The organism is Polaromonas sp. CG_9.5 (assembly GCF_035984465.1).
In the GTDB taxonomy this organism is placed as follows: domain Bacteria; phylum Pseudomonadota; class Gammaproteobacteria; order Burkholderiales; family Burkholderiaceae_C; genus Polaromonas.
On record NZ_JAXCHR010000026.1, the window covers coordinates 14,249 to 39,812 of the forward strand.

24 protein-coding genes are annotated in these 25,564 nt (G+C 61.6%); 11 read left to right on the top strand and 13 right to left on the bottom strand.

The genetic code is table 11. The annotated features are described in order from the left end of the window. The first annotated feature begins 204 nt into the window (after positions 1-204). Positions 205-1,476 (top strand): hydroxysqualene dehydroxylase HpnE, encoded by a 1,272-nt coding sequence (gene hpnE, locus RCH06_RS15665; RefSeq protein ID WP_327082394.1) that lies wholly within the window; start codon positions 205-207, stop codon positions 1,474-1,476. Positions 1,477-1,688: 212 nt separating this feature from the next. On the opposite strand, the gene RCH06_RS15670 is transcribed toward hpnE, so the two are convergent. Both RCH06_RS15670 and RCH06_RS15675 read right to left on the bottom strand, forming a co-directional pair. Next, the gene (locus RCH06_RS15670) at positions 1,689-2,321 is read right to left on the bottom strand and encodes a glutathione S-transferase family protein (RefSeq protein ID WP_327082395.1); all 633 of its coding nucleotides are present in this window, start codon (positions 2,319-2,321) and stop codon (positions 1,689-1,691) included. Beyond that, the gene (locus tag RCH06_RS15675) at positions 2,318-3,025 is read right to left on the bottom strand and encodes an HAD family hydrolase (RefSeq protein ID WP_327082396.1); all 708 of its coding nucleotides are present in this window, start codon (positions 3,023-3,025) and stop codon (positions 2,318-2,320) included. Before RCH06_RS15675 ends, RCH06_RS15670 begins: the two co-directional genes overlap by 4 nt. Before the next feature lie 20 nt (positions 3,026-3,045). Between RCH06_RS15675 and hemH the strand changes: the two genes are divergently transcribed. After that, complete coding sequence (hemH, locus tag RCH06_RS15680; protein ID WP_327082397.1) at positions 3,046-4,149, top strand: ferrochelatase; 1,104 nt, start codon at positions 3,046-3,048, stop codon at positions 4,147-4,149. Between the two features lie 58 nt (positions 4,150-4,207). Here the strand turns inward: hemH and gudD are convergent, their stop codons facing one another. The 4 genes from gudD to RCH06_RS15700 form a co-directional block, all read right to left on the bottom strand. Next, a complete protein-coding gene (gudD, locus tag RCH06_RS15685; RefSeq protein ID WP_327082398.1) occupies positions 4,208-5,533 on the bottom strand; it encodes a glucarate dehydratase in 1,326 nt (441 codons plus the stop codon). 252 nt (positions 5,534-5,785) lie between these two features. Continuing rightward, complete coding sequence (locus RCH06_RS15690; RefSeq protein ID WP_327082399.1) at positions 5,786-7,288, bottom strand: tripartite tricarboxylate transporter permease; 1,503 nt, start codon at positions 7,286-7,288, stop codon at positions 5,786-5,788. Beyond that, on the bottom strand, positions 7,289-7,801 hold the full coding sequence (locus RCH06_RS15695; protein WP_327082400.1) for a tripartite tricarboxylate transporter TctB family protein: 513 nt from the start codon (positions 7,799-7,801) through the stop codon (positions 7,289-7,291). 176 nt (positions 7,802-7,977) lie between these two features. Further along, entirely contained in the window at positions 7,978-8,937 is a 960-nt protein-coding gene (locus RCH06_RS15700) for a tripartite tricarboxylate transporter substrate binding protein (RefSeq protein WP_327082401.1), read from the bottom strand. A 178-nt stretch (positions 8,938-9,115) separates the two neighbouring features. On the opposite strand from RCH06_RS15700, the gene RCH06_RS15705 reads away from it, so the two are divergent. The 3 genes from RCH06_RS15705 to RCH06_RS15715 all read left to right on the top strand — a co-directional run bounded on the left by RCH06_RS15705 (position 9,116) and on the right by RCH06_RS15715 (position 11,826). Continuing rightward, on the top strand, positions 9,116-9,796 hold the full coding sequence (locus tag RCH06_RS15705) for a response regulator transcription factor (RefSeq protein WP_327082402.1): 681 nt from the start codon (positions 9,116-9,118) through the stop codon (positions 9,794-9,796). A 206-nt stretch (positions 9,797-10,002) separates the two neighbouring features. Next, on the top strand, positions 10,003-11,412 hold the full coding sequence (locus tag RCH06_RS15710) for a sensor histidine kinase (protein ID WP_327082417.1): 1,410 nt from the start codon (positions 10,003-10,005) through the stop codon (positions 11,410-11,412). Beyond that, positions 11,413-11,826 carry an RNA-binding S4 domain-containing protein gene (locus RCH06_RS15715; RefSeq protein ID WP_327082403.1) on the top strand — a complete coding sequence of 138 codons (414 nt, stop codon included), beginning with the start codon at positions 11,413-11,415 and terminating at the stop codon, positions 11,824-11,826. Positions 11,827-11,977: 151 nt separating this feature from the next. On the opposite strand, the gene RCH06_RS15720 is transcribed toward RCH06_RS15715, so the two are convergent. The 3 genes from RCH06_RS15720 to RCH06_RS15730 all read right to left on the bottom strand — a co-directional run bounded on the left by RCH06_RS15720 (position 11,978) and on the right by RCH06_RS15730 (position 14,851). Beyond that, positions 11,978-12,721: an aspartate/glutamate racemase family protein gene (locus tag RCH06_RS15720; RefSeq protein WP_327082404.1), complete on the bottom strand. Its 744-nt coding sequence runs from the start codon at positions 12,719-12,721 to the stop codon at positions 11,978-11,980. A 201-nt stretch (positions 12,722-12,922) separates the two neighbouring features. Beyond that, positions 12,923-13,807 (bottom strand): transporter substrate-binding domain-containing protein, encoded by an 885-nt coding sequence (locus tag RCH06_RS15725; RefSeq protein WP_327082405.1) that lies wholly within the window; start codon positions 13,805-13,807, stop codon positions 12,923-12,925. A gap of 144 nt (positions 13,808-13,951) precedes the next feature. Continuing rightward, positions 13,952-14,851 carry a LysR family transcriptional regulator gene (locus RCH06_RS15730; protein ID WP_327082406.1) on the bottom strand — a complete coding sequence of 300 codons (900 nt, stop codon included), beginning with the start codon at positions 14,849-14,851 and terminating at the stop codon, positions 13,952-13,954. A gap of 211 nt (positions 14,852-15,062) precedes the next feature. Here RCH06_RS15730 and RCH06_RS15735 point away from each other — a divergent pair, with 211 nt between their 5' ends. The 6 genes from RCH06_RS15735 (at position 15,063) to RCH06_RS15760 (ending at position 21,829) form a co-directional block, all read left to right on the top strand. Continuing rightward, the gene (locus tag RCH06_RS15735; protein ID WP_327082407.1) at positions 15,063-16,277 is read left to right on the top strand and encodes a D-amino acid dehydrogenase; all 1,215 of its coding nucleotides are present in this window, start codon (positions 15,063-15,065) and stop codon (positions 16,275-16,277) included. A 97-nt stretch (positions 16,278-16,374) separates the two neighbouring features. Then, positions 16,375-17,481 carry an S-(hydroxymethyl)glutathione dehydrogenase/class III alcohol dehydrogenase gene (locus RCH06_RS15740; RefSeq protein ID WP_327082408.1) on the top strand — a complete coding sequence of 369 codons (1,107 nt, stop codon included), beginning with the start codon at positions 16,375-16,377 and terminating at the stop codon, positions 17,479-17,481. A gap of 60 nt (positions 17,482-17,541) precedes the next feature. After that, positions 17,542-18,402, top strand: coding sequence for an S-formylglutathione hydrolase (fghA, locus tag RCH06_RS15745; protein ID WP_327082409.1), 861 nt, complete (start codon positions 17,542-17,544; stop codon positions 18,400-18,402). 57 nt (positions 18,403-18,459) lie between these two features. Next, entirely contained in the window at positions 18,460-20,166 is a 1,707-nt protein-coding gene (locus tag RCH06_RS15750) for a phosphoethanolamine transferase (protein WP_327082410.1), read from the top strand. Positions 20,167-20,290: 124 nt separating this feature from the next. After that, complete coding sequence (locus tag RCH06_RS15755) at positions 20,291-21,073, top strand: transporter substrate-binding domain-containing protein (protein ID WP_327082411.1); 783 nt, start codon at positions 20,291-20,293, stop codon at positions 21,071-21,073. A gap of 87 nt (positions 21,074-21,160) precedes the next feature. Beyond that, a complete protein-coding gene (locus tag RCH06_RS15760) occupies positions 21,161-21,829 on the top strand; it encodes an amino acid ABC transporter permease (RefSeq protein ID WP_327082412.1) in 669 nt (222 codons plus the stop codon). 10 nt (positions 21,830-21,839) lie between these two features. On the opposite strand, the gene RCH06_RS15765 is transcribed toward RCH06_RS15760, so the two are convergent. The 4 genes from RCH06_RS15765 to RCH06_RS15780 form a co-directional block, all read right to left on the bottom strand. Next, on the bottom strand, positions 21,840-22,445 hold the full coding sequence (locus RCH06_RS15765; protein ID WP_327082413.1) for a hypothetical protein: 606 nt from the start codon (positions 22,443-22,445) through the stop codon (positions 21,840-21,842). A gap of 247 nt (positions 22,446-22,692) precedes the next feature. Beyond that, positions 22,693-23,784: an acyltransferase family protein gene (locus RCH06_RS15770; RefSeq protein WP_327082414.1), complete on the bottom strand. Its 1,092-nt coding sequence runs from the start codon at positions 23,782-23,784 to the stop codon at positions 22,693-22,695. A 67-nt stretch (positions 23,785-23,851) separates the two neighbouring features. Then, positions 23,852-24,337 carry an acyl-CoA thioesterase gene (locus RCH06_RS15775; protein WP_327082415.1) on the bottom strand — a complete coding sequence of 162 codons (486 nt, stop codon included), beginning with the start codon at positions 24,335-24,337 and terminating at the stop codon, positions 23,852-23,854. A gap of 253 nt (positions 24,338-24,590) precedes the next feature. Further along, positions 24,591-25,085 (bottom strand): hypothetical protein, encoded by a 495-nt coding sequence (locus RCH06_RS15780; protein ID WP_327082416.1) that lies wholly within the window; start codon positions 25,083-25,085, stop codon positions 24,591-24,593. Between the last annotated feature and the right edge of the window lie 479 nt (positions 25,086-25,564).

A 25,564-nucleotide genomic window follows, 5' to 3' on the forward strand; every position in this document is an offset into this window, starting at 1 on the left:
CACTGCGTGTAATGCGCTGCCCCCCGAGGGGGCCGCTGCGCCTGCGGCCCGGCAAAGCCGGTTCCGCGGCCCTGGCTGGGTTGGCTGTCGCCCCCACGCTTGTCGCTTCGCATACTGCGCTGCACCAGAGTCGGCAAAGCTGGTTCCACGGCCCTGGTTGGATGGGCGACGGCCAGGTGGACAAATGTCGGTTACTGGCAAAGCATGAAAGTCGCCATCATCGGCGCGGGCTGGGCGGGTTGCGCCGCCGCTGTCGAGGCCACGCGCTTGGGCCACCACGTCACGATTTTTGAGGCGTCGCGCACCGCCGGCGGCCGCGCCCGGCGCGTGATGTCGAGCGTGGCGGGTCAGCCGCTGGTGCTGGACAACGGCCAGCATATCCTGATTGGTGCCTACGCTGAAACGCTGCGGTTGATGCAAGACTTGGGCGTTGACGAATCCGCCGCCTTCCTGCGCCTGCCGCTGACGATGCAGTTTCCTGACGGCAGTGGCCTGAAACTGCCCAACTGGCCGTCGCCGCTGGACGCTTTTGCCGGCATCCTGACGGCGCATGGCTGGACGTGGGCCGACAAGATTTCGCTGCTGCGGGTGGCGCTGGGCTGGCGGCTTGGTGGCTTCAGCTGCCCGCCCGGTCAGTCGGTCAGCGACTTGTGCCGGGGTCTTGCGCCCAATGCGATGGCGTCGCTGATCGAGCCTTTGTGCGTGTCGGCGCTGAACACGCCCGCCGAACGGGCCTGCGGACAGGTTTTTTTACGCGTGATGCGCGATGCGCTGTTTGCCCAGAGCGGCGGCTCGAACCTGCTGCTGCCGCGCCTGGACTTGAGCGCGCTGCTGCCCGATGCGGCGCTGGCATGGCTGGCGGCGCAAGGCGGCAGCGTTGGTCTGGGCGTTCGGGTGCAGGCTATTGCACCGGTCGCCTCTGGCTGGGAGCTGCGCGCCGACACGTGCAACACATTTGATCGCGTCGTGCTGGCCTGTCCGCCGCATGAAGCCGCGCGGCTGGTGCAAAGCAGCGGCGCAGCAGCGCACGACTGGCTCGCCCAAGCGCGCAGCCTGCAGCACGAGGCCCTTAGCACCGTGTATCTGCATGCACCGCACGCCCGCTTGCGCCAGCCCATGCTGGCCTTGCGTTCAAGCGCAGCCGAACCGGCGCAATTTGTGTTTGACCGGCACCAACTGGGCGGCCCGGACGGTTTGCTGGCCTTTGTCATCAGCGCCAGCACCGGCAACAGCGCAACGCTGACGCAGCAGGTGCAGCAGCAGGCAGCGCGGCAACTCGGCCTGACGGGGCTCCAGCCAGTACAGACGGTGGTGGAAAAACGCGCCACCTTTGCCTGCACGCCCAACCTGCAGCGCCCTGATTCCCGGATAGCGCCCGGCCTGCTGGCTTGCGGCGACTACATTGCCGGGCCGTATCCGGCCACGCTGGAAGGCGCAGTGCGCTCTGGGCTGGCAGCGGCGCGGCAACTGCAGTAAGGCTGTCAATTTTTTTGGGGAAGGTGAGGTTAGCGTGAGGGCAAGACCGCTTCTGCGTTTTTTTGCGTGCACGCAAAGCTGCGCACAAGGTACTCACTGAACTGCAGAGAGAATCTCCCACGTGCCTAAGGCTTGATGTTCTTTAAGCAGGCAACCAACTCCTAGTAGTAGCTCCTGAATAAATAGCTGCTTGCGCACGCGCAACAAGCGCATCAGCCCCTTTTAGCCATTAATTTGACCCGCTGGAACGCTGGCCGCGCCAGGCAGCGCTGCAACCACTCGGCGACGCGCGGGCAGGCTGCCATCAAGCCCTGCGCGGTTTCAACCCACGCCAGCACAGACGCCACGCAAACATCCGCAACGGTAAAACGTTCGCCCGCCAGATAAGGCCGGGTCTGCAGATGCTGCTCCAGCACCCGCAGCGGCGCCAGCAGACGACGCTGGGCCTCATCGGCCAGCTGCGGTTTGCGGCGCTCTGCGGGCATCAGCTGGCCGTGCATCAGAAAGCTCAGCGCCTCTTTTTCGCATTCGGTCACGACCCAAAAACTCCAGCGCAGAATCTCGGCCTGCTCGGCAGGGTTTTCGGCTGCCAGCGAAGGCCGGCCAACGGGCTTGAAGCGCTCGGCCAGGTAGAGCGCGCAGGCCATGGATTCCCAGACCCGCACGCCGTCGTCGTCAACGACCGGAATGCGGCCATTCGGATTGAGGGCCAGAAACTCCGGCGTTTTGGTTGCGCCGCCCAGATAAGACAGGGGAATGTGTTCATAAACCAAGCCCAGTTCCTGCGCCACCCAGAGCGGACGCGCCGCACGCGACGCGGCAGTGCCATAAATTTTCAGCGTCATGGCAGGCTTTCAGGCGCAAACAGCGCGCACAGCTCGGCCAGCGTGGTCACCGTTTCGTGCGGCAATTCGGGATGCACCCACAAGTGATCTTCGCGGTTGACCCACACGGTCTGCATGCCGCAGCCCAGCGCCGCCAGCACATCGAGCGCGGCGTCGTCGCCCACATGCAGCACCTCTTCGGGCCGCACATGAACCGCTGACGCTGCGGCTTGAAAAATACGCGGGTCAGGCTTGCCGACGCCAAACTGCTGGGCGCTGATGCTGGCCTTGAAATAGGGCGCGATGCCGATGCGGTGAATGTCGGCGTTGCCGTTGGACAGCGCCACCAGCGGAAAGCGGCTGGACAAAAACGCCAGCGCCTGCAATGCATCGTCAAACAAGGTGACGCGGTTCCGCGCGGCAAAAAACACCTCAAACGCCGGCTCGGCCAGCTGCGGATCGTCGCCGCAGCGAACCAGCGCCAGCCGGATCGCCTCGCGGCGAAGTGCGCTGAGATTGTGCTTGAGCGCGGGGTTGGCCTGGTTGATGTGTTCGCGAATCTCATGGCGCGCTGCGGGCTGGGCCAACAAGCTGGCCGTTGCGGGCGCATGCTGGCTGAGCCAGGCATTGAGGGATTTTTCGGCCTGCTCGATGGTGGGCCAGATGGGCCACAGCGTGTCGTCGAGGTCCAAGGAAATGGCTTTGATAAGGGTAATGTCGAGCATGGCGTAGGCGAGAATACCGCATGTCCTTTGCAACCGAGCCCCCCTTCACCCACGGCCAAGCGCCCAAAGCGCTTGCGACCACCGCCATTTTGCTGTGCAACCTGGGCACGCCCGACGCGCCCGACGCCCCGGCGCTGCGCCGCTACCTGGGCGAATTTTTGAGCGACACGCGCGTGGTTGAAATCCCCAAGGCGCTTTGGTGGCTGATTTTGCACGGCATCATCTTGCGCACCCGGCCCAAAAAATCAGCCGCCAAATACGCCAGCGTCTGGCTGCCCGAAGGCTCGCCGCTCAAGGTCTGGACGCAAAAGCAGGCGCTGATGCTGCGCGGCTACCTGGGCCAGCGCGGCCATCCGGTGGAAGTGCGTTACGCCATGCGCTACGGCAACCCGTCGATTGCCTCGCAGCTGGACCAGCTGAAAGCAGATGGCGTGACGCGGGTCTTGATCCTGCCGGCCTATCCGCAGTACAGCGGCACCACCACCGCCAGCGTGTTTGACGCGGTCTACACCTGGGCCGCCAAAGTGCGCCGGATTCCCGAGTTCCGGTTCATCAACAACTACCACGACGACGCCGGCTACATCAAAGCGCTGGCCGGAAAAATCCGCAACCATTGGCAAACCAACGGCCAGTCCGAGCAACTGGTGATGAGCTTTCATGGCGTGCCCGAACGCACCTTGATGCTGGGCGACCCCTACCACTGCGAATGCCACAAGACGGCGCGGCTGCTGGCCGAAGAACTCGGACTGCCCAAAACGCGTTACAAAGTCACCTTCCAGTCGCGCTTTGGCAAAGCCAAATGGCTGGAGCCCTACACAGAACCCAGCTTGATCCAGATGGCGCAGTCGGGTGTCAAAAGTGTCGATGTGGTGTGCCCCGGCTTTACCGGCGACTGCCTGGAAACGCTGGAAGAAATCTCGATGGAAGCGCGCCACGCCTTTCTGGAGGCCGGCGGCAAAACCTTCACGTACATCGAATGCCTGAATGACAGCCCGCAGTGGCTGGCGGCACTGAGCGAGCTGAGCATCCGGCACATGGGCGGCTGGCCCACCCAGAGCGCGCCCGATGCAGCAACGCTGGCCGCCTCACGCGCGGCGGCGCTGGCGCTGGGTGCCAAGCAGTAAACCGCAAAACGCTCTTTTTTTGATAGCTGCTTGCGACCGCCGGCTATGCGCAAGCGGCTTAACGCACCATGCAAGGCCCTTTGGGGTCGAACTTCCAACCGGGAATCAGGTACTGCATGGCCATGGCGTCGTCCCTTGAACCCAGGCCGTGCTGTTTGTAGAGCTCATGCGCCTTGGCAACTTCGACCATGTCCAGCTCAACGCCCAAACCCGGCTTTTTCGGCACCTCGACGAATCCGCCCTTGATTTGCAAGGGTTCCTTGGTCAGGCGCTGACCGTCTTGCCAGATCCAGTGCGTGTCAATCGCCGTGACGCGTCCGGGCGCGGCCGCACCGACGTGCGTAAACATCGCCAGCGACACATCGAAATGGTTGTTGGAATGCGAACCCCAGGTCAGCCCCCAGTCGCGGCAGGTCTGCGCCACGCGCACCGAGCCGGCCATCGTCCAGAAATGCGGGTCGGCCAGCGGAATATCGACCGACTGCAGCGACAGCGCATGCGTCAGTTGCCGCCAGTCGGTGGCGACCATGTTGGTGGCGGTGGGCAAGCCGGTGGCGCGGCGAAATTCAGCCATGACTTCACGGCCCGAAAAGCCGTCTTCGGCGCCGCACGGGTCTTCGGCATAAGCCACCACATTGCGCGCATCGCGCATCAGGCGGATCGCGTCCTTGAGCAGCCAGCCACCGTTCGGATCGAGCGTGACGCGGGCTTCAGGGAAGCGCGCGTGGATGGCGGTGACGGCCGCCATTTCGTCTTCACCGCGCAGCACGCCGCCCTTGAGCTTGAAGTCATTGAAACCATAGCGCTCGTAAGCCGCTTCGGCCAGGCGCACCACGGATTCGGGCGTCATGGCGACTTCATGGCGCAACCGGCTCCAGGCGTCGCTGCCTTGCGGCTCGCTGGCGTAGGCCAGGTCGGTTTTGCTTTTGTCGCCGATAAAAAACAGGTAACCCAGCATTTCGACCTTGTCGCGTTGCTGGCCCTCGCCCAGCAAGGCCGCCACCGGAACTTCCAGATGCTGGCCCAACAGGTCGAGCAGCGCGGATTCCAGCGCCGTGACGGCATGGATGGCGACGCGCAGGTCAAAAGTCTGCAAGCCCCGCCCGCCAGCGTCGCGGTCGGCAAACAGTGCTTGCGCCTGCTGCAAGATGCGCAGGTAATTGCCAATCGGCTGGCCCATGACCAGGCTGCGCGCGTCTTCAATGGTCTGGCGTATCTTTTCGCCGCCTGGCACTTCGCCCACGCCGCTGTGGCCGGCGCTGTCGGTGATGATGACAATGTTGCGGGTAAAAAACGGCCCGTGCGCGCCGCTGAGGTTCAGCAGCATGCTGTCGCGGCCCGCGACGGGAATAACCTGGAGGCCAGTGACTAAGGGTGTTGACATGGGATTTTTGGGTTGAGAAACAAGCACGAAACAGACTGAGTTGACAGCCAATTGTTAACGCTACCAAATTTCTTGTCAACCGTAAATTCCAGACTGGCGGCTACGACACGCATTAGGATAATTGCTTTTTTTCAGCGCAACCTTGAACTATTGATTGCATGAATTTTTGCGGAAGTTGAACTTTGGGTTCAACCCGTTTTCATACGCAAGATTTTCGTTATTTTTGATACCGGTATCAAAAATAAAACCCACTCAGGCAGCAGACTTGCGCCCGAACCAGAGCTTGACCAGACGCGGCAAGACCAGCACGGCCACCACCACCACCAGCAAAATCAGCGACACCGGCCGCTGCACAAACACCATCGCACTGCCCTCGCCAATCGACATGGCATTGCGCAATTGCGCTTCGGCCAAAGGCCCGAGGATCATGCCAACGACGACTGGCGCGGTCGGAAAATCAAAGCGCCGCATGACCACGCCCAGCACGCCAATGCCATACAGCAGGAACAGATCAAACGCGCTCTGGCGCATGCCGTACACACCAACCGTGGCAAAAATCAGGATGCCGGCGTAGAGGTAAGGTTTCGGTATCTTCAGCAGCTTGACCCACAGGCCGACCATCGGCAGGTTGAGCACCAGCAGCATCACGTTGCCGATGTAGAGCGAAGCAATCAAGGCCCAGACCAGCGACGACGAAGTGGTGAACAACTGCGGCCCCGGCTGGATGCCGTAGTTCTGGAAAGCGCCCAGCAAAATCGCCGTCGTGTTCGATGTCGGAATGCCCAGCGTCAGCAGCGGAATCATGGCCATCGTGACGGTGGCGTTGTTGGCGGCTTCCGGGCCGGCCACGCCCTCGATAGCGCCTTGCGTTCCAAACTCGGCCTTGTCTTCACCCTTGGCGAGCTTTTTCTCGACCGCGTAGCTCAGGAAAGTCGGAATCTCGGTGCCGCCAGCCGGAATGCAGCCAAACGGCGCGCCAATGGCCGTGGCGCGCAGCCACGCTGGCCAGGAACGACGCCAGTCGCGCTTGGTCATGTGGACTTTGCTCAGCTTGTTTTGCGTGTCAACGATGCGGCCTTCGTACAGCACGGCGTACATCGCCTCGGCCACGGCAAACAGGCCAACGGCCACCAGCACGATCTCAATGCCGTCGAGCAGTTCAGGAACGCCGCCGGTGTAGCGCGCCTGCGCCGAAATCTGGTCGAGTCCGACCAGGCCGGCGGCCAGGCCGATGAACAGTGCCGTCATGCCGCGCACCGTGCTTTTGCCCAACACCGCACTCACGGTGGTGAAGGCCAGCAGCATCAGCATGAAGTATTCGGGTGGCCCGAGCTTGACGGCCAAATCGGCCACGATGGGCGCAAACAACGTCACCAGCACCGTGGCAATCGTGCCCGCAACAAACGAGCCGATGGCGGCAGTCGCCAGCGCAGCGCCAGCGCGGCCGCTCTTGGCCATCTTGTTGCCCTCCATCGCCGTGACCATGCTGGCGGTTTCACCCGGCGTGTTGAGCAGGATCGAGGTGGTCGAGCCGCCGTACATGGCGCCGTAGTAGATGCCGGCGAAAAAGATCATCGACGCAGTGGCCTCGACCTTGACGGTGATGGGCAGCAGCATGGCGACCGCCACGGCGGGGCCAATGCCTGGCAGCACGCCGATGGCGGTTCCCAGGGCGCAGCCGACAAAGCACCAGAGCAGGTTGATCGGGGTGGCTGCTGTGGCAAAGCCCTGCAGCAGTTGATTGAAAATATCCATTTAGAGCCATCCAGTCGAGGTGATGCCGGGCAGGTTGATAGCCAGGAATTGGGTGAACATCCAGTAAACCGGCGCCGAAATCGCCATGCCGATCAGCACGTCCTTGACCCATACCGCAGGCCCGCGGTGGGTGGCGCCCTCGGCGCCTTTCAAGCCCTGCACTGCCAGCACGAAGCACAGCGTGCAGCTGAAGATAAAGCCGATGGTGGTGATGAGCGCCGCATTGGCCAGTAGGCCGGCCGACATCCAGGCAAAGCCCAGCCAGTACGGCGCCGGGCCGTCCCCGGCATCGTCTATGGCCCGGAAACCGCCGGTGAGCGATTCCCAGATGATGAAGCCGGCGCACACCAGCAGCGACAGCGCCACCAGCCAGGGCAAAAAGTTGGGGCCAACGCCGCCGTAGCCGGCAGCCGACGGAATGGTGAGCGCACCGAAGGCCAGGCCCAGGCCGATCAGCAACACGCCGACGCCGACCAGCGTCTGCAGCGGGTATGTGTTTTTGGAAAGGGTCATCACTGGTTACCGGATGGGGCATCTTCGGGGGACGCGAAGAGCCGGCGGAAATAGGGGGTTGGCGGTTACAGCCGCACGGCAAGGTGCAGGCGCTGGCGGGAAACAGGAACGGGAGCGCAGCCAGGCTGCATTCCCGTTCTTCCTGAAAAGACCACCGAAAAAGGCGGCCTGCGGCTTCAGATCATTCCGGACTTGACCATCGTGGCGCGCAGGGCGGCAAAGTCGTCATCGACAAACTTGTCGAAAGCCGGGCCGGTCAGCACGGCAGGCGTCCAGTTGTTTTTCTGGGACGCTTCCAGCCAGCTCTTGGACTTGACGGCCTTCAGTACCATGTCGGTCAACGTCTGGCGCTGGGCCGGCGTGATGCCGGGCGCGCCATACACACCGCGCCAGTTGCCGATCACGACATTGATGCCTTGTTCCTTGAGCGTCGGAATGTTCACGCCGGGCAGGCGCGTTTCGGACGTCACCGCCAGCGCCCGCATTTTGCCGGTGGCGATGTACTCGGCAAATTCGCTGTAGCCGCTGCCGCCGATGGTCACGTTGCCGCCCAAAATAGCCGCCGTGGCTTCGCCGCCGCCCCGAAAGGCGACGTAGTTGATCTTGGCCGGATCAGCACCCACTTCGCGGGCAATCATGGCCGCTGCAATGTGCTCGGTGGCGCCGCGCGAACCGCCGCCCCACTTCACGCTGCCTGGGTCTTTCTTGAGCTGCTCGACCACTTCCTTGATGGACTTGAAGGGCGAATCAGCGGGCACCACAAACACGTTGTATTCGCTGCTGAGGCGCGCAATCGGCGTCGCCTGGCTCAGGCTGACCGGTGGCTTGCCGGTGATCTGACCGCCCAGCATGACCGCGCCCATCACCATCAAGGCGTTCCCATCGCCCTTGCTGCCGTTGACGAACTGGGCCAGGCCCAGCGCGCCGGCTGCGCCGCCCTTGTTGTCGTAGCTCACGGTGGAAGCGGCACCTGAATCGACCAGTGCCTTGCCCAGCGCCCGGCCCGTGGTGTCCCAGCCGCCGCCCGGATTGGCCGGCACCATCATCTTTATATTCGCAGCAGCAAAAGCCGACAGCGGAAAAGCACCGGCCGCCGCCAGGGCCGCCATGGATTTCAAAAAGGTGTCACGACGCATGAGTGTCTCCTGATAGTAGTAATAACTCAGTGATGATGCGCCCTGTTGCTGTCAAACGGCTGTCCGAAAGCCTAGGGGAAAGTGCTAATGTCCGGCCATGATTTCAGCTGTTTTTGGCTTTCTAATCCAGCGTTACGCCAAGCCATGCAATGGCTGGGCGCCTTGAAGAAAGAACCTGATGAAACTGCTGCTGATTGAAGACGACGCGTCCATGCAGGCTGCCTTGCAGCGCGCATTGAGCCGGCGCGGTATGGAAATTTCTGCCTGTACCGATGGCCGGCTGGCACTGGCCCAGTGGACGGCTGTGCAGCCCGATGTGGTCGTGCTGGACCTGAGCCTGCCCGGACTCGACGGCCTGCAGGTGCTGGCGCAAGCACGCCGCCAGGGCTTGAGCACGCCGGTGCTGATCCTGACCGCGCGCGGCACCGTGGGCGACCGCATCATCGGCCTGAACAGTGGTGCGGACGACTACCTGCCCAAACCTTTTGATCTGGACGAGCTGGAGGCGCGGCTGCACGCCCTGAGCCGGCGGCGCGTCAAAGCAAGCATGGAATCAACCGCTCACGCTTACATGGCGGGCGGCCTTCGCTATGAAAAAGAGAGTGGTGCCATCTACCACCAGGGCCTGGTGCTGGAACTCACCCCGCGCGAGCTGGCCCTGCTGCAGGCGCTCATCGTCAAGCCCGGCCATGCCGTGTCCAAAGAGCGGTTGTTCGAGCTGGTGTTTCCGGGCGAGGCCGAAGTGCAATACGAAGCCGTGGAAGTCGTGGTCTACCGGCTGCGCAAAAAGCTCGCTGGCACCGGCGTCACGCTGGTCACCCTGCGTGGCCTGGGGTATTTGCTGAAGGTCGATGCGTGAGCCAAAACGCCCATCCCGCGCCCACGCGTTCCACCGACGCGACAGCGCCAGACGAAGCCCGCCTTTTTGAAAGCATAAAACCCGGCATCGAACAAAGCCCGGACGCCGCCGCTGTAGCCGAGCCGCAGGACGGGCTTGGCCAGACCGCCGGCGCAGCGGCCCCTTCCGGGCGCAGCGCATTGCGCGCAGTGAAAAGCGGGGCGGCAATTTCTTTGCGCCGCTACCTTTTGCTCGGCATTCTCGTGCCCGTCGGCCTGCTGGTCGTCGTGAACACGGTGGGCCTGTACCAGCAGGCGCTCAGCGCCGTGAACACGGCCTATGACCGTAGCTTGCTGGCCTCAGCCAAATCGATTGGCGAGCAACTCGACGTGATCGGCTACGACGCGCAGTCGGAGTTGCGCGTCGCCGTGCCCTATGCCGCGCTGGAAGCGTTTGAAGCCGACAACCAGAGCCGCCTTTTCTACCGGGTGTCCAGCCTGAACGGTGAAATGGTGTCGGGCTTTGCGCAACTGCCTTTCTGGCGCGGCCGCATCCCGATGAAACCGCCCTACGCCGCGCTGGTGGATTTTTATGACGATGTTTTTGAAGGCGACGCGGTGCGCGTGGGCGTGTTGCTGCAACCCGTCTCCAGCGCGCAAGGGCGCGGCATGGCCGTCGTTCAGGTGGCAGAAACGCTGGAATTGCGCACCACGCTGGCACGCAAGATTTTGTTTGACACGCTCTGGCGTCAGGCCTTGCTGCTGGGCGTGATTGCGCTGGTCGTGGTGGTCGTCGTGCAGCGCGCCACGCGCCCGGTGCGCCGGCTCAGCGCCGAGCTGCAGGCCCGGCCCGAAGGCGACCTGAGCCCGCTCAGCGCACGCGATGCGCCGCGTGAACTGCTGCCGTTGGTGGACGCCACCAACGAGGTCATGGCGCGCCTGGCGCATCTGCTGGAGAACCAGAAACGCTTTGTGCGCGACACCGCCCACCAGCTGCGCACGCCGCTGGCGGTGCTCAAAGTGCAGGTTCAGTCGGCGCTGCATGGCGACATGGACGCGCTGGAAGCGCTGGCCGACATCAGCCAGACGGTCGACCGCGCCACACTGCTGGCCAACCAGATGCTGGCGCTGGCCAAGGTCGAGCAACTGCGCCAGCAGCCTGACCCGCAGGTCATCGACCTGGCTGGCATCGTGCGCCAGATGGCGCTGGACTTGTCGCCGCTGATTGCCGAAAAAGATATCGATTTTGGCCTGGAAACCCGGCCAGCCCGCGTGCAGGCACATGAATGGATGCTCAGTGAGCTGACGCGCAACCTGCTGCACAACGCCATCAAGCACACGCCAGCGGGCGGCGCGCTGACGGTGCGCGTTACCCGCGATGCCAGCTGGGCCGCCTTGACCTTCAGCGACAGCGGTGCGGGCATTGCGGCGGAACTGGCGGCGCGCCTTTACCAGCCGTTTTCAGCCGGCAACGTGCACCACGGCTCGGGTTTGGGTCTGGCGATTTGCCGGGAAATCGTGCAGGCGCTGGGAGGCAGTATTGCGCTGGAAAATCGCCTGGCTCATGGCAGGGTGAGCGGTCTGGACGCCACGGTGCGGTTGCCGCTGGTTCAAAATAAAGCCACAGGAGAATCATGAATGGATAAATTGCGCATCGACAAATGGCTCTGGGCCGCCCGGTTTTACAAAACCCGTTCGCTGGCGGTCGAGGAAATCGACAAGGGCCGCGTCAAGGTCAACGACCTGGAGGCCAAGCCCTCGCGCGAGGTCAAGGTGGGCGACACCGTGGCGCTCAGGCAGGGACCGGTCACGCGCACGCTGGTGGTGCGCGGTATCAGCAGCCAGCGCGGCCCGGCCCCCGTCGCCCAACAGCTTTATGAAGAAACCGAAGAAAGCCTCAAGCTCAAGACCCAGGCCGCAGAGCAGCGGCACTTCACCAGCGACCCGGCCAGCAGCCTGGAGCATGGCCGGCCCACCAAACGCGACCGGCGCACCCTGGACAAGGCGCAGGGCAAGGAATGGAACAACCGCTGGAGCGCATCAGTGGACTGAAAAGCAGGCGCAGCAGCCGGTTTTAAGCCTCAAATTCTCCTCTGGCGCAGGTGGCGCATACGCAACCAGCTATTAATTAAGTAGCAGCCTGCACCAGTCCAATGAACCCGGTGATGGCAACAAGTGGCTAATCAGCGTCCCATGCCTGGCTCTAACCGCCTGCCGCATAGGCTTTTTCGGCCAGGGCGCGTGCCAGCAAGGCAGCCGGATCAACCAGCGCCATGCCGTCCAGGCCCGCCGTCGCATCCAGCCCCAGCGGAATTTCGGTGCAGCCCAGCACCAGCGTGCTGACCCCGTGCTGGTCTGCCAGCGCACGGGCCACTTCTGAAAAACACTGCCGCGCCAGCGCCAGGTTGCCCGCTTTCACGCCTTGGTAAATTCCCTGCATCAGGCGTTCTCGGCCAGGCGCATCCGGTATGCAGCATTGCAGGCCCGCCTCGCGCAGCGCCTGGTCGTACAAGCCGGTGCGGTAGGTGCCTTGCGTGGCCAGCAGGCCGACCCGGCCCACGCCGCGCGCGGCCAGCGAGCGCGCCACCTCTTGGGCCACATGCAGCACTTCGACCTGCGGAAACCGCGCCTGCAGCTGGCTGTGCCAGGCGTGCGCGGTGTTGCAGGCAACGGCAACCGTGGTGGCACCCAGGGCAGCCAGCCGGCCCATGGCCTGCAGCATGGGTTCGAGCGGCTGGTGGCCGCCGCTGTGCGGTCGGTCCAGCGCCATGCTGCGGTCTGGCACCGGCACCTGGGCCAGCCAGTGTTCGGGATACGCCTGGTCAGACACCGGCAGCCCCTGGCGGCGCAAGTGCTCGCCGCAGGCCTGCACGAACAGACGCACAAAATCGGCCCCTGCCGCAGGGCCCATGCCGCCCAGAATGCCAACAACATGGGGAGTGGCCATGGGGAGATACCTTTGAGTTCGGGTGCCGGGCAGCACCGGTTAGGGAAGCAGCCATCCGCTGCGCCGCACACAGCGCAGTAGTTATCGGCACGATGCAGCGTTGACGCTGTGAGTAGGGAATGAAAATCGAAGGCAGCGCTGAACTGGCGTCGCCCGGTGCGCCAGGGCAGGATCAGCGCCCTGCCCCGCGACCTGACCGGATTACAGGGCCGGCGCGTTGCTTGGCGTCTTGAGGTTGGCCTTGAGCTGCTCGCTCATGGGCAGGTTCAGGTTCACGCCCTTGGGCGGAATGGGCGACATGAACCACTTGGTGTAGAGGCGCGAAAACTCGCCAGACTTCATCAACCGGCTCAAGGTGCCATCGACCAGCTTCTGGAACTCCGGGTCATCCTTGCGCAGCATGCAGGCATACGGTTCGACCTGCAGCGAGTCGCCTACCACTTCAAGCGCGGCGGGGTTCTTGGAATTGGCCATCAAGCCGAACAGCAAAATGTCGTCCATGGCAAAGGCCAGCGCCCGGTCGTTTTCCACCAGCAGCAGCGAGTCGTCATGGTCTCTGCCCAGAATGATCTGCAGGTCAAGCTTCTTTTCGGCGCTGTATTTGCGAATCACCTGGGCGTTGGTGGTGCCGGTGGTGCTGGCGACCGGCTTGCCGGCCAGGTCGGCATAGTTTTTGATGCCCGAGCTTTTCTTGGTCAGCAAGCGGGTGCCAGTATAGAAATGGTTGATGGCAAAGCTGACGTCCTTGGCGCGCGTAGAGCTGTTGGTGGTCGAGCCGCATTCCAGGTCGTAGGTGCCATTGAGCAGCAGCACAATGCGGTTTTGCGAGGTCACCGGCATGTAGGCCACTTCGAGCATGGGCTTTTTCAGCTTCTTGCGCACATCATCAACAATGGCTTCGGTCAGATCGACCGAAAAACCCACCGCCTTGGTCGAGCCGACCAAGTAGCTAAAAGGCACCGATGACTCCCGGTACGACACCGTGATCTTGTTGCTGTCGGCGATTTTCTTCAGCGTCTGGGCCTCGGCTGCAGTAGCCAGGCCGGTGGTGAGCAGTGCGGCGGTCAGGAGGTGCAAGGGGTTCATGCTTTACTTTCCAGATGAAAATTGAAGTGGCGGGATGCAGCGCTAGTGTAGGAATCCATGCGCCTTTTGCATCATTCATTTTTGCCTTGAGGCCATAAGCAAAAATTATGGGGGCGCTTTGCCCACAACCAGCCCAAAACCGGCTTACATCATGGCCTGGAGCGCCTGCTCAAAGCAGCGCACAAACGCCCGCACCGCCACCGAGCCGGGCCGGCCCACCGGAAACAGCGCCTTGACCGGCACCGCCATCAGCGGGTCCAGCGTCAGCACCTCGACCCGCGCGCGGTCGGCAGACAGCGCGGTGCAGCTGTCCACGATGGCAATGCCCAGACCGTGGTGCGCCAGCGCCAGCGCGGAGTGGTAGGTTTGCACCGTGATGCCGAACTGCAGGCCGACCTCGGCTTCGCGGCAAGCCAGACTCAAACTGCGCCCTATCGGGTCGGACACGTCCAGGCCAATCACCGGAAAACCGGCCAGGTCGGCCAGCGTAGCCCGCCCCTGCTGGCACAACGCTGCGGACAGCATGCCCTTGGGGGCCACGCACACCATGCGGCCCTCGGCCAGCGGCTGCTGGGCCAGCGTCGGGTGCACCAGCGGGCTGAAAAGAAAACCGACATCGGCCTCCTGCAGCACCAGCGCCGACACAATCTGAGGCGAATGCAGGGCCTGCACGCTCAGGGGCACCGCCGGATGCTTCAGGCGAAACAGCTTGATGGCCTGCGGCAAGACTTCATAGCTCAGTGCCAGCACCGTCAGCACCCGCAGTTCGCGGGCGCTTTCGCCCCGTTTCAGGTTGCCCGCCAGGCGCTGCACTTCATCGAGTTGCGCAAACAGCCGCTCGATGTGCGGGTACAGCGTCAGCGCTTCCGAGGTGGCTGACAGCCGGCCCTTGTTGCGCTGGAAAAGCACAAAACCGAGCTGCAGTTCGGCATGCTGCAAAAGCCGGCTGACTGCCGGCTGGCTGACGTTAATCAGGCGCGCAGCGCCCGTGACGCTGCCGGTGAGCATCACGGCATTGAAAACTTCGATATGGCGCAAACGCATGGAAGCGGCCCTCAGGAATTGCAGGCGTTGCGCAGTAGAGGCGCAGCGCCTTGTGAACGAAAAGACAAGCAGGCTAACACTGCCCAAAACGCCTGAGCCGGCCCTGTGCCAGCGCTGCCGGGCATAACCACAGCGCATGGCCCCTGGCGAATTAAGCATTTTCCAGGCCCGCTCTTCCTTGGTAGATTGCCAGCTTCAAACGGAGGATGCTATGCGTGTTTGCGTGCTGGGAGCGGGAATTGTCGGGCTGGCCACGGCCTATGTGCTGGAACAGGCGGGCCATGACGTCACAGTCATCGACCGGGCGCTTCCCGGCAGCGGTGCCAGCGGCGGCAACGGCGCGCAACTGAGCTACGCCTATGTGCAGCCACTGGCTGACCCGGCCATTTGGAAACAGCTGCCCAAGCTGCTGCTGTCGAGCACCTCGCCGCTCAAGGTTAGGCCCCGGCTTGATCCGCAGCAATGGCTGTGGGCCTTGCGTTTCATGGCCGCCTGCAATGGGGCCACCTCGCGCAGCACCACGGTGCAGCTGCTGGCCCTGGCCGGTGAAAGCCGCCTGGCCTTCGAGGCCATGATGGCGGCTGAAAAGCTGGACTGCGATTTTTCGGCCACTGGCAAGCTGGTGCTGTACGGCGATGTGCAGGCGTTTGCGTCGGCGCGCCGGCAGATGGCGCTGCAGCAGGCCATGGGCAGCACGCAAGCGGCGGTCGATGCGCGCCGCTGCGTCGAGATCGAGCCGGCGCTGGCGCATTACCAGCCGCACATTGCAGGGGCCATCCACACGCCTGGCGAATGCGCGGCGGATTGCCAGAAAGTCTGCGACGGCCTGCTGGCAGTGCTGCGGGCACACGGCGTCAGGTTTTTGCTCAACACGCCGATTCAGGCGCTGGTGGCGCGTGGCGGCAAGGTGGTGGCAGCGCGGACCGCGCAGGGCGCTGTTGAGGCCGACGCCTATGTGCTGGCGCTGGGAGCGGCTTCTGGCCAGCTGGCCGGGCCGCTGGGCGTGAACTTGCCGGTGTACCCGCTCAAGGGCTACAGCATCACGGTCGATGTGCAAAAAGGCCCGGCGCACGGCGCGCCCACCGTCAGCGTCACCGACAGCGCCCGCAAGGTGGTGTTTGCGCGGCTTGGTACGCGCCTGCGGGTGGCCGGCATGGCCGAGATCAACGGCTACGACACCTGTATCGCCGAGCGACAGATCGCCTCGCTCAAGGCTTCTACCCAGCGCATTTTTCCGGACTGCAGCCGCTTCGACGAACTCCATCCCTGGGCCGGCCTGCGCCCGGCCACCCCGACTGCGCTGCCGATGATTGGCCGCCACGCCGCAGCGCCGGGCAATCTGATGTTCAATGTGGGGCATGGCGCGCTGGGTTTTACGCTGGCCTTTGGTTCGGCTAGGCGCGTTGCCATGCAGCTTGAGGCTTGAGAAAATCGGCTTGTCAGGCGACGTGGCAGCGCGCCTGACGGGTCTGGCTTATAGTGCCAATTCATTCACCGTTCACTCTGCACAAGCTCAAAACACCATGAAAACCAAAGCCGCCGTCGCCTGGAAAGCAGGACAACCCCTGACCATCGAAACCGTTGACCTGGAAGGCCCGAAGTTTGGCGAAGTGCTGGTCGAGATCAAGGCCACCGGCATTTGCCACACCGACTACTACACGCTCTCGGGGGCTGACCCCGAGGGCATTTTCCCGGCCATTCTGGGCCACGAAGGCGCGGGCATCGTGGTTGATGTGGGCCCCGGCGTGACCTCTCTCAAAAAGGGTGACCACGTCATTCCGCTCTACACACCCGAATGCCGCCAGTGCAAGTTCTGCCTGAGCCGTAAAACCAACCTGTGCCAGCTGATTCGCGGCACGCAGGGCAAGGGCCTGATGCCCGACGCCACGTCCCGCTTCAGCCTGGACGGCCAGCCAATCTTTCATTACATGGGCACGTCCACTTTCAGCAACTACACCGTCGCGCCCGAAATCTCGCTGGCCAAAATCCGCAAGGATGCGCCGTTTGACAAGGTCTGCTACATCGGCTGCGGCGTGACCACCGGCATCGGCGCGGTGCTGTTCACGGCGAAGGTCGAGGCCGGCGCGAACGTCGTGGTGTTTGGCCTGGGCGGCATTGGCCTGAATGTGATCCAGGGCGCAAAAATGGTCGGTGCCGACAAGATCATCGGCGTTGACCTGAACCCGGAACGCGAAGCGATGGCGCGCAAGTTCGGCATGACGCATTTCATCAACCCCAAGACAACCGAGAACGTCGTCGATGCCATCGTGCAGCTGACCGACGGCGGCGCGGACTACAGCTTTGAGTGCATCGGCAACACCAAGGTGATGCGCCAGGCGCTTGAATGCACGCACAAGGGCTGGGGCCGCAGCATCATCATCGGCGTGGCCGAAGCCGGTGCAGAAATCAGCACGCGCCCCTTCCAGCTGGTCACCGGCCGCAAATGGGAAGGCTCGGCCTTCGGCGGCGCACGCGGTCGCACCGACGTGCCGAAAATCGTCGACTGGTACATGGAAGGCAAGATCAACATCGACGACCTGATCACGCACACCATGCCGCTCGAAGACATCAACAAAGGGTTTGAGCTGATGAAAAGCGGCGAATCCATTCGCGGCGTCGTGCTTTATTAGTCAAATCGACCGCTTGCGCATGCTGCACGGGCGCAAGCAGCTATCAAATAAGGAGTATTGATGACCAACAACCCCTTGACGCTGCTCAGCGAGCACGCCTGCTTTGGCGGCACGCAGCGCTTTTACCAGCACGCATCCCTTGAGATCGGCCTGCCGATGAAGTTCTCGGTGTTCCTACCGCCGCAGGCCTCGACAGGCCCGGTCCCGGCGCTGCTGTATCTGGCGGGCCTGACCTGCAACGAAGAAACCTTCATGACCAAGGCCGGTGCCCAGCGGCTGGCCGCCGAGCTGGGTCTGGCCTTGATTACCCCCGACACCAGCCCGCGCGGTGCCAAAGTGCCGGGCGAAGCCGACAGCTGGGATTTCGGCGTGGGGGCGGGCTTTTACCTTGACGCCACGCAAGCCCCGTGGGCAGCCAATTACCGCATGGAAAGCTACCTCACGGCAGAGCTGCTGCCGCTGCTGAAGGCGACGCTGCCGCTGGACGCCGAACGCATCGGCCTCTTCGGCCACTCAATGGGCGGCCACGGTGCCTTGACGCTGGCGCTGCGCCATCCCGGCCTGTTCAAGTCGCTGTCGGCTTTTGCGCCAATTTGCGCGCCCAGCCAGTGCCCGTGGGGAGAAAAAGCGTTCACCGGCTACCTCGGCGCAGACAAATCGCGCTGGCTGGCGCACGATGCCAGCGCGCTGATGCAGCAAAGTGCCAGCGCACCCTACCCCGGCGGCATTTTGATTGACCAGGGTTTAGGCGATAAATTTCTGGCCGACCAGTTGCATCCCGAGCTGTTTGAAGCAGCCTGCGCCGCCGTCGGCCAGCCGCTCCTGCTGCGCCGCCATGCCGGCTATGACCACGGCTACTACTTCGTTGCCACCTTCATGGCCGACCACCTGGCGCACCACGCCCGCCAGTTGCAGGCATAAGCTGGCGTCTTGTGGGTTAAGCGGGCGCTAAGGTGGCCGCCCCTACAATGCCGCGCTATGCCGCTCCACTCGCCCATTAGCACTCCACACGCCGCCCAGCCCGCGCCTCCTGTTTCACGCGTCAAGGCCGGGCCACCGCCTGCCGGCATGCGTCCGCTTTGGGTCGTCGTGCTGGCCAGTTTCTGGATTGCTACCTTCTGCAACGTGGCGTTGTGGCGCGCGCTGGCCCGGCTGCCTGACCTGAGCGGCACCCAAGCGGTCACGGTCAGCGTGGCGCTGGCGCTGGTGATCGGGCTGGCCACGGCGGGCTTGCTCAGCTTGCTGGCCTGGCGCTGGACGCTCAAGCCGGTCATCATGCTTTTTTGCGTCTCGGCGGCTTTTGGCGCGTATTTCATGATGGCTTACGGCGTCGTCATCGATAAAACCATGATGATCAACACGCTGCAGACCGACGTGCGGGAAACGCGTGACTTGCTGAACTGGCGAATGCTGGCCACGGTGCTGGTGCTGGCGGGCTTGCCGTGCGTGCTGCTGTGGCGCCAGCACATCCGGCTGCAAAACCCCACGCGTCAGGTGCTGTCCAACCTGGCGGCCTTGCTGGCCAGCTGCGCCCTGCTGGTGCTGGTCGTGGTGCTTTTCTTTCAAAGCCTAGCCTCGGTCATGCGCAACTACCCGCAGGTGCGTTACCTGATCAATCCGCTCAATTCCTTTTATGCGCTCGGTTCGGTGGCGATGCAGCCGTTCCAGCGTGACGAAAAGACGCTGCTGCCGTTGGGCACCGACGCCAAACTGGGCGCGAGCTACACCGCGCAAACCAAGCCGCCCCTGCTGCTGCTGGTGCTGGGCGAAACCGGGCGCAGCGGCAACTTTGCCCTGAACGGCTACAGCCGCCCGACCACGCCCGAGCTGGCGCAAGAAAACGTCGTCAGCCAGCGCAACGCCTGGTCGTGCGGCACCAGCACGGCGGCTTCGGTGCCGTGCATGTTTTCGCATTTCGGACGAGCCAACTATGAATCTCGCCCGGCCAATTACGAAGGCTTGATGGATGTGCTGCAACACGCCGGCCTGGCCGTGCTCTGGCTCGACAACCAGTCGGGCTGCAAGGGTGCCTGCGACCGCATTCCGAATGCCGACACCATCCAGCTCAAAGTGCCCGGCGTGTGCGACGGCGACGAGTGCTTCGATGAAATCATGCTGCAAGGGCTGGATGCGCGCATTGCCGCCTTGAGCCCCGAGCGCCGCGCCAAAGGCGTGGTGGTGGTGATGCACCAGATGGGCAGCCACGGCCCGGCGTATTTCAAACGCTCACCAGCGGCCTACAAGAAGTTTTTGCCCGAATGCACCAACAATTCACTGCAAAGCTGCACCTCCGAAGGGCTGGTCAATGCCTATGACAACAGCATCGTCTACACCGACCATCTGCTCGCCTCCAGCATTCAGTGGCTCAAGGCGCAAGCGCCGCACAATGCGCCCGCCCTGCTCTACGTGGCCGACCATGGCGAGTCGCTGGGCGAAAACAACCTGTACCTGCACGGCATGCCCTACAGCGTCGCGCCCGACGTGCAAAAGCATGTGCCGTGGATCACCTGGCTGTCGCCTGAATTCGAGCAGCGCAGCAAGATCACCACCGCCTGCCTCAAGCAGCAGCTGGACGCGCCCATCAGCCACGACAACTATTTCCACTCCATCCTGGGCCTGATGAATGTGCAGACCAGCGTCTACACACCGGCGCTGGACATGTACGCGCAGTGCGGCAAGTCATAGCCAATGGGTGAAAGCATCGCCCTGATGTGCTGTAAGGTTTTCAGCCTCTTCGGTGATGTTTTAAAAGTCAGGTTATTATTCTGTTTTGAGCCTGAACTAACAACTCTATATACAGGGTAAGAATATGAATATCCGCAAAACACTGGTGTCCACGCTTCTTTTGTCTTTGGCGTTAAGCGCTACGGCAGCCGACTTGCTCGACAGCGTCAAGCAGCGCGGCACCCTCAAAGTGGCGATGGAAGGCACTTACCCGCCATTCAACTACAAAGAAAACGGCCAGCTGGCCGGTTTTGAAGTCGAGTTGGCCAATGCGCTGGCGCAAAAAATGGGCGTCAAGGCCGATTTCAGCACCAGCGAATGGAGCGCCATTCTGGCCGGCTTGCAGGCCGGAAAATACGACGTGGTCATCAACCAGGTCGGCATCAGCGACAAGCGCAAGGAAACTTTCGACTTCTCCACGCCCTACACCCTCTCCAGCCCGCAGCTCATCATTCGCCAAAATGAAAAGCGCGACTTCAAGACGCTGGCCGACCTGAAGGGCAAAAAGCTCGGACTCGGCCAGGGCACCAACTTTGCAGAAGTCGCCAAGGCCGCCGGTGGCATTGACATCCGCACCTATCCCGGCTCGACCGAGTATTTGCAAGACCTGGCGCTGGGCCGGATTGACGCCGCGCTGAACGACAGCCTGTTGATTCCCTACATCGTCAAGAAAACCAAGCTCCCGCTCAAGCCCGGCGCGCCGGTCGGCGAACTCGAAAAATCCGGCATTGCCTTCGTCAAGGGCAACCCGCAGTTCAAGGCCGCCATCGACAAGGCACTGGCCGATTTGCAGGCCGACGGCAGCTTTGCCAAAATGTCGAACAAATGGTTTGACCGCGACGTGAGCAAACCGCCCGTCGCCAAGTAACATCCGTTCAGCCCCGCGCCGCCATCTAGCAGGCGCCAGAACCCACCACCCGGCGCAACGCCGGGTTTTTTAATTGCGGAGAGCTTCATGGATATCACTGGTTTGACCGGCTTGCTTAAGGACGCGCTGCCGCTGATGCTCAAGGGCGCGATGTGGACGCTGGTATTGGCGGTGGCGTCGGTATTTTTTGGTGCCCTGATTGGCACGCTGGTCGCCATCACGCGGCTGGCGAAGGTGCCGGTGTTGTCGCAACTGGCCGCAATTTATGTCAGCTGCATGCGCGGCACGCCGCTGCTGGTGCAGCTGTTTGTGATTTATTTCGGCCTGCCCAGCATCGGCATCCAGTTCGACCCGATCAGCGCGGGCATTCTGGGGCTGAGCCTGAATGTCGGCGCTTACCTGTCAGAGACGATTCGCGGCTCCATCAATGGCATCACGCATGGCCAGACCAATGCGGCGCTCAGTTTGGGGCTGACGCAGGCGCAGACGCTGCGTTATGTGATTGGCCCGCAAGCGCTGCGACTGGCCGTGCCCAGCCTGTCCAACAGCCTCATCAGCCTGATCAAGGACACCTCGCTGGTGTCGGTGATTGCCGTGGGCGAGTTGATGCTGGCGACCAAGGAAGTGATTGCCACCACTTTCCAGCCGTTTCCGCTGTACCTGGCGGCCGCCGCTATTTACTGGGCCATGAGCGCTTCGTTTGAAACCCTGCAGAAAAAGCTTGAAACCCGGCTGAACCGCAGCTACTTGCGCTGACGCGGCAGGCTTACGCCCCGATCAGCTTGTTGTAGGCCCGGCGCGTTTCGGGCGCGACCGACGCCAGCACCTGCTCATACGATGTCTGGTGCCGGCCCAGCATGCGCGCAGACGCCACGATTTTTGACTTGCAAAACCAGTGGCAGGTGTGTTGCAGCAAAAACAGCTCGGCGCTCAGGGTGTACGCCTTGTCGCGCGGGCTTCTCTGGGCGGTGTTGCTGGCCACGCTGGTGATGCCCTGCGCATGAATCGCCAACGCCTTGCGCATGTCAAACGTGGCCGTCGGGAAAATTTTGTCGGCATAAGGAAGCGCCATCGGCAGCTTGCTGACGCGTGTTTGCTCTTCGTCCAGCTTGGAAAAATCGGCCACGAAACGCTTTAACTGGTCGCACAGCGACGCTTCGGTCGAGGCTTGCAGTTGCCAGATTTGCTCGCGCCGCGACGGATCGGTCTCGCTTAATGCGCGCAAGTAACCGTCCGTCAGGTTTTCCATCAGCTTTTCAATCTGGTATTTGCCCAGATGGCTGCCCAGCAAGACGATGCGCCCGCGCTGGTATTTCGACTTGAGCATGTGCGCGGCGATGGCGACAAACATCGCCAGCATAAAAATATCCATGAGTACGCTTTTTTCGGAAGGATGGGGGTGATAGGAGAAACTGAAAAACTGCAAATCAAAAAGTGAATGCAGAAGTGTAGTCACCCGCCGTCATGGCAAGGCCGCAAGCCGTGGCGATCCATCGTCAAATACGGGCTTGAAGCTGGACAGGCTCAAGCGCCAAACGCTATAAATTCAATAGCTGCTTGCGCACGTCCAGCATGCACAAGCGGCACTTTTTACTTAAAATATGGTTTTTCAGGCCGCGTCAAGCCGCAAAGCGCAATTTGAAACGACACGAATAAAGCGAAGCCCTGGATTCCACGTTGCGGTACAACACCCTGCCCGCGCCCACCGACAACGCAAACGCCGCCAGCAAACCCGCCGCATTCGCCAGCAAATGCGCCGGCCAAAACCAGCTGACCACCGCATTGACCAGCAGGCAAACCGGAAAGTGAATCAGGAAAACCGAGTACGACATTTGTCCGAGCCCGGCCAGTTGCCGCTGCGGCCAGCGTGGCGCGCCTGGCCTTGACGCGATGCGCTGCAAGAACACCAGCCCGATCGCCACGACCAGCGCCACCAGCAGCCGTGCCCTGAAATCCAGCAGCAGTGCGCTGCCCGCCAGCAAGCCGATGCCCAGTAGCCATTCACGATGCCGACCTGAATTTGCGGCCCAGAAAGCCAGCATGCCCAGGCCGTAAGCGCCAAAGAAATACACCCCGGCCGTGTCCCAGCGGCTGTCGTTGTTGAACAAAAACAGCGACGCCGCGCAGACCATCACCGTCAACACCCGCCCCGGCGCAAGCGGCCAATTCAGGAGGCCCGGCCAGCGCCGCTCCAGCCGCCGCGACAGGCTGAACAGCAGCACCACCATCGCAAACAACTGAAAATCAATCGCCACATACCAGACGCCGGCAGACAGCCCTTCAAACTCCAGCAAATCCTGCAGCAGCAGCCCATGCGCCAGCACCTGAAACAGCGTCGGGGCCGACGGCAGCGACGCATGGTCAAACCACGGGCGCACCAGCGCAGCCACCGCCACACTTGCCGCCACCGCCACCAGATAAGGCAGCACCAGCCGCCGGTAGCGGCGCGCCAGCAACCGGCCCGGCGACGCATAAGTCGCCTGCCCAAGCGGCGCCAGCGACCTGGCCGCCAGAAAGCCGCCAATCACCAGAAACACCTGCACCGCCATGCGGCCATAGTCATACAGCCAGTCGGTCAGCGCGGGCGCGTGGGGATACAGCACATCCGACATCGGCCCGTAAAAAGCCAGGTGGTGCCAGATGATGAGCACACAGGCCAGCCCCTTGAGCGCGTCAATGCCGGGTTGACGCAGGTGATCAGGTCGCCCCATCAGGCCAGCAAACGCTGGCGCGCGGGCTCAAATGGGCGCAGCAGGCACCGGGCGATCAACACAGCGTTCACGCGGGTTTGACGGTCAACGCCTGCCGCCGCAATTCAAACTCCCGGCGCAAATCGCGGCGGATTTTGGCGTCGGCGTAGCGGCGAATCTGGTCGGGCGTTTCGGGTTCAAGCGGCGCAATGGCGGTGGGCTTGCCGTCTTCGCCCACGGCCACCATCGTGAAAAAGCAGCTGTTGGCATGCCGCACACTCTGGCCCCGGATGTTTTCCGTAATCACCTTGACGCCCACTTCCATCGACGTGTTGCCGGTGTAGTTGACCGACGCCAGCAACGTGACCAGCTCACCCACATGAATCGGCTGGCGGAACATGACCTGATCGACCGACAGCGTGACGACATACTCACCTGCGTACCGGCTGGCACAGGCATAAGCCACCTGATCGAGCAATTTGAGGATGGTGCCGCCGTGGACATTTCCCGAAAAGTTGGCCATGTCGGGCGTCATCAGCACGGTCATGCTGAGTTGGTGATTGGGCAGGGGCATGGTGGGGTCTGAAAATGGAAAGCGCGATGTTACCGCTGGTTGCTGCGCGTTGTATGCCGAGATGTTGCCGGTATTAATATAAATTACAATCAGAACTTTGAACTGGAAAGACTAGATTCTGGCGAAAATTAATCTTCCAAAGCGCAACGACTAATAGCTGACTTAAGCCAACGCCATAAGCGGTAAGATGCAAAAAATACTACATTATTTTATGATGACAAACATACGCCTACTATTAAAAATTGTCATTATGCTATTTGGCAACCTCGATAATTGCAGGTGCTTCAAAGCGATTTCCTTTTGTAGAAACAGCAAATATTTTCGCTTTTTTCTCCTCACCTAATACGATATTATCAATAAGTTGACTACTAATTTTAATAATCCCCGAAATTTTAAATATCGCCTGCTCTCCAGCAGATAAAATTTTTGCCTTTTCTGTATCCGCATAAAATGCATGGCCGGGTAAATTAAAATCTTGATAGCCAACCTCCAAAATTCGAACGTTTGTGTTTCCAATATTCGTAATTAAAATGGCTGATTCAAGATTTTTTCTTTCTTCTATCCCACTAAGCGCTCTCAAATCTGTTGGATTTAATGGACTTTTACCAAGGACCATCTTTAATTCAATTTTTACATTTTCTTCAATAGCGTCTTGTCTAGATTGATATTGAAAATATCCTGTAATAAGTGAAACCACAATAGCCACCATAGAAATCGACAGTGAAAGTGTTTGATATTTATCTATCATTTTTTTGTTGGGTAAATTTCTTGACAGGATCGCTCTAGATTTTGAATTTAATGGACGGCGAAGCCGATCCAATGCAATGCCGGGTTAGGACTTGGTATCTGAAGGTTTTTTTTAACTCAAACGGTTCGGATGTTTTTGCTATGACGCCAAGCTGAAGCGAAGCCACACACTGTAAACAGACCGTAAATAAACGCATAACCGAAGAATTTCTTTTCCTCTGTGTTGCGATGGGCACAGTGAGATTGATAGCAAAGCGTGTCGCTGAGAAATCTAATGATAAGTGTGTATAAAGCGCAAGTGGCCAATGCTGGGGCGGCAACGAGAAACAGTTTTTCGAAAAATTTCAATTTCGCAACCTAACGCCTAAATTCAGCCGCCGTAGGCGGCGTTGTTGCATAAATTCCCTTGCAGCCGAATGAGCAGGCTGCCGCGCTGGTAGGCTCCCTGACTTTGCCTCGAACATGCGAAAAGACACTCTT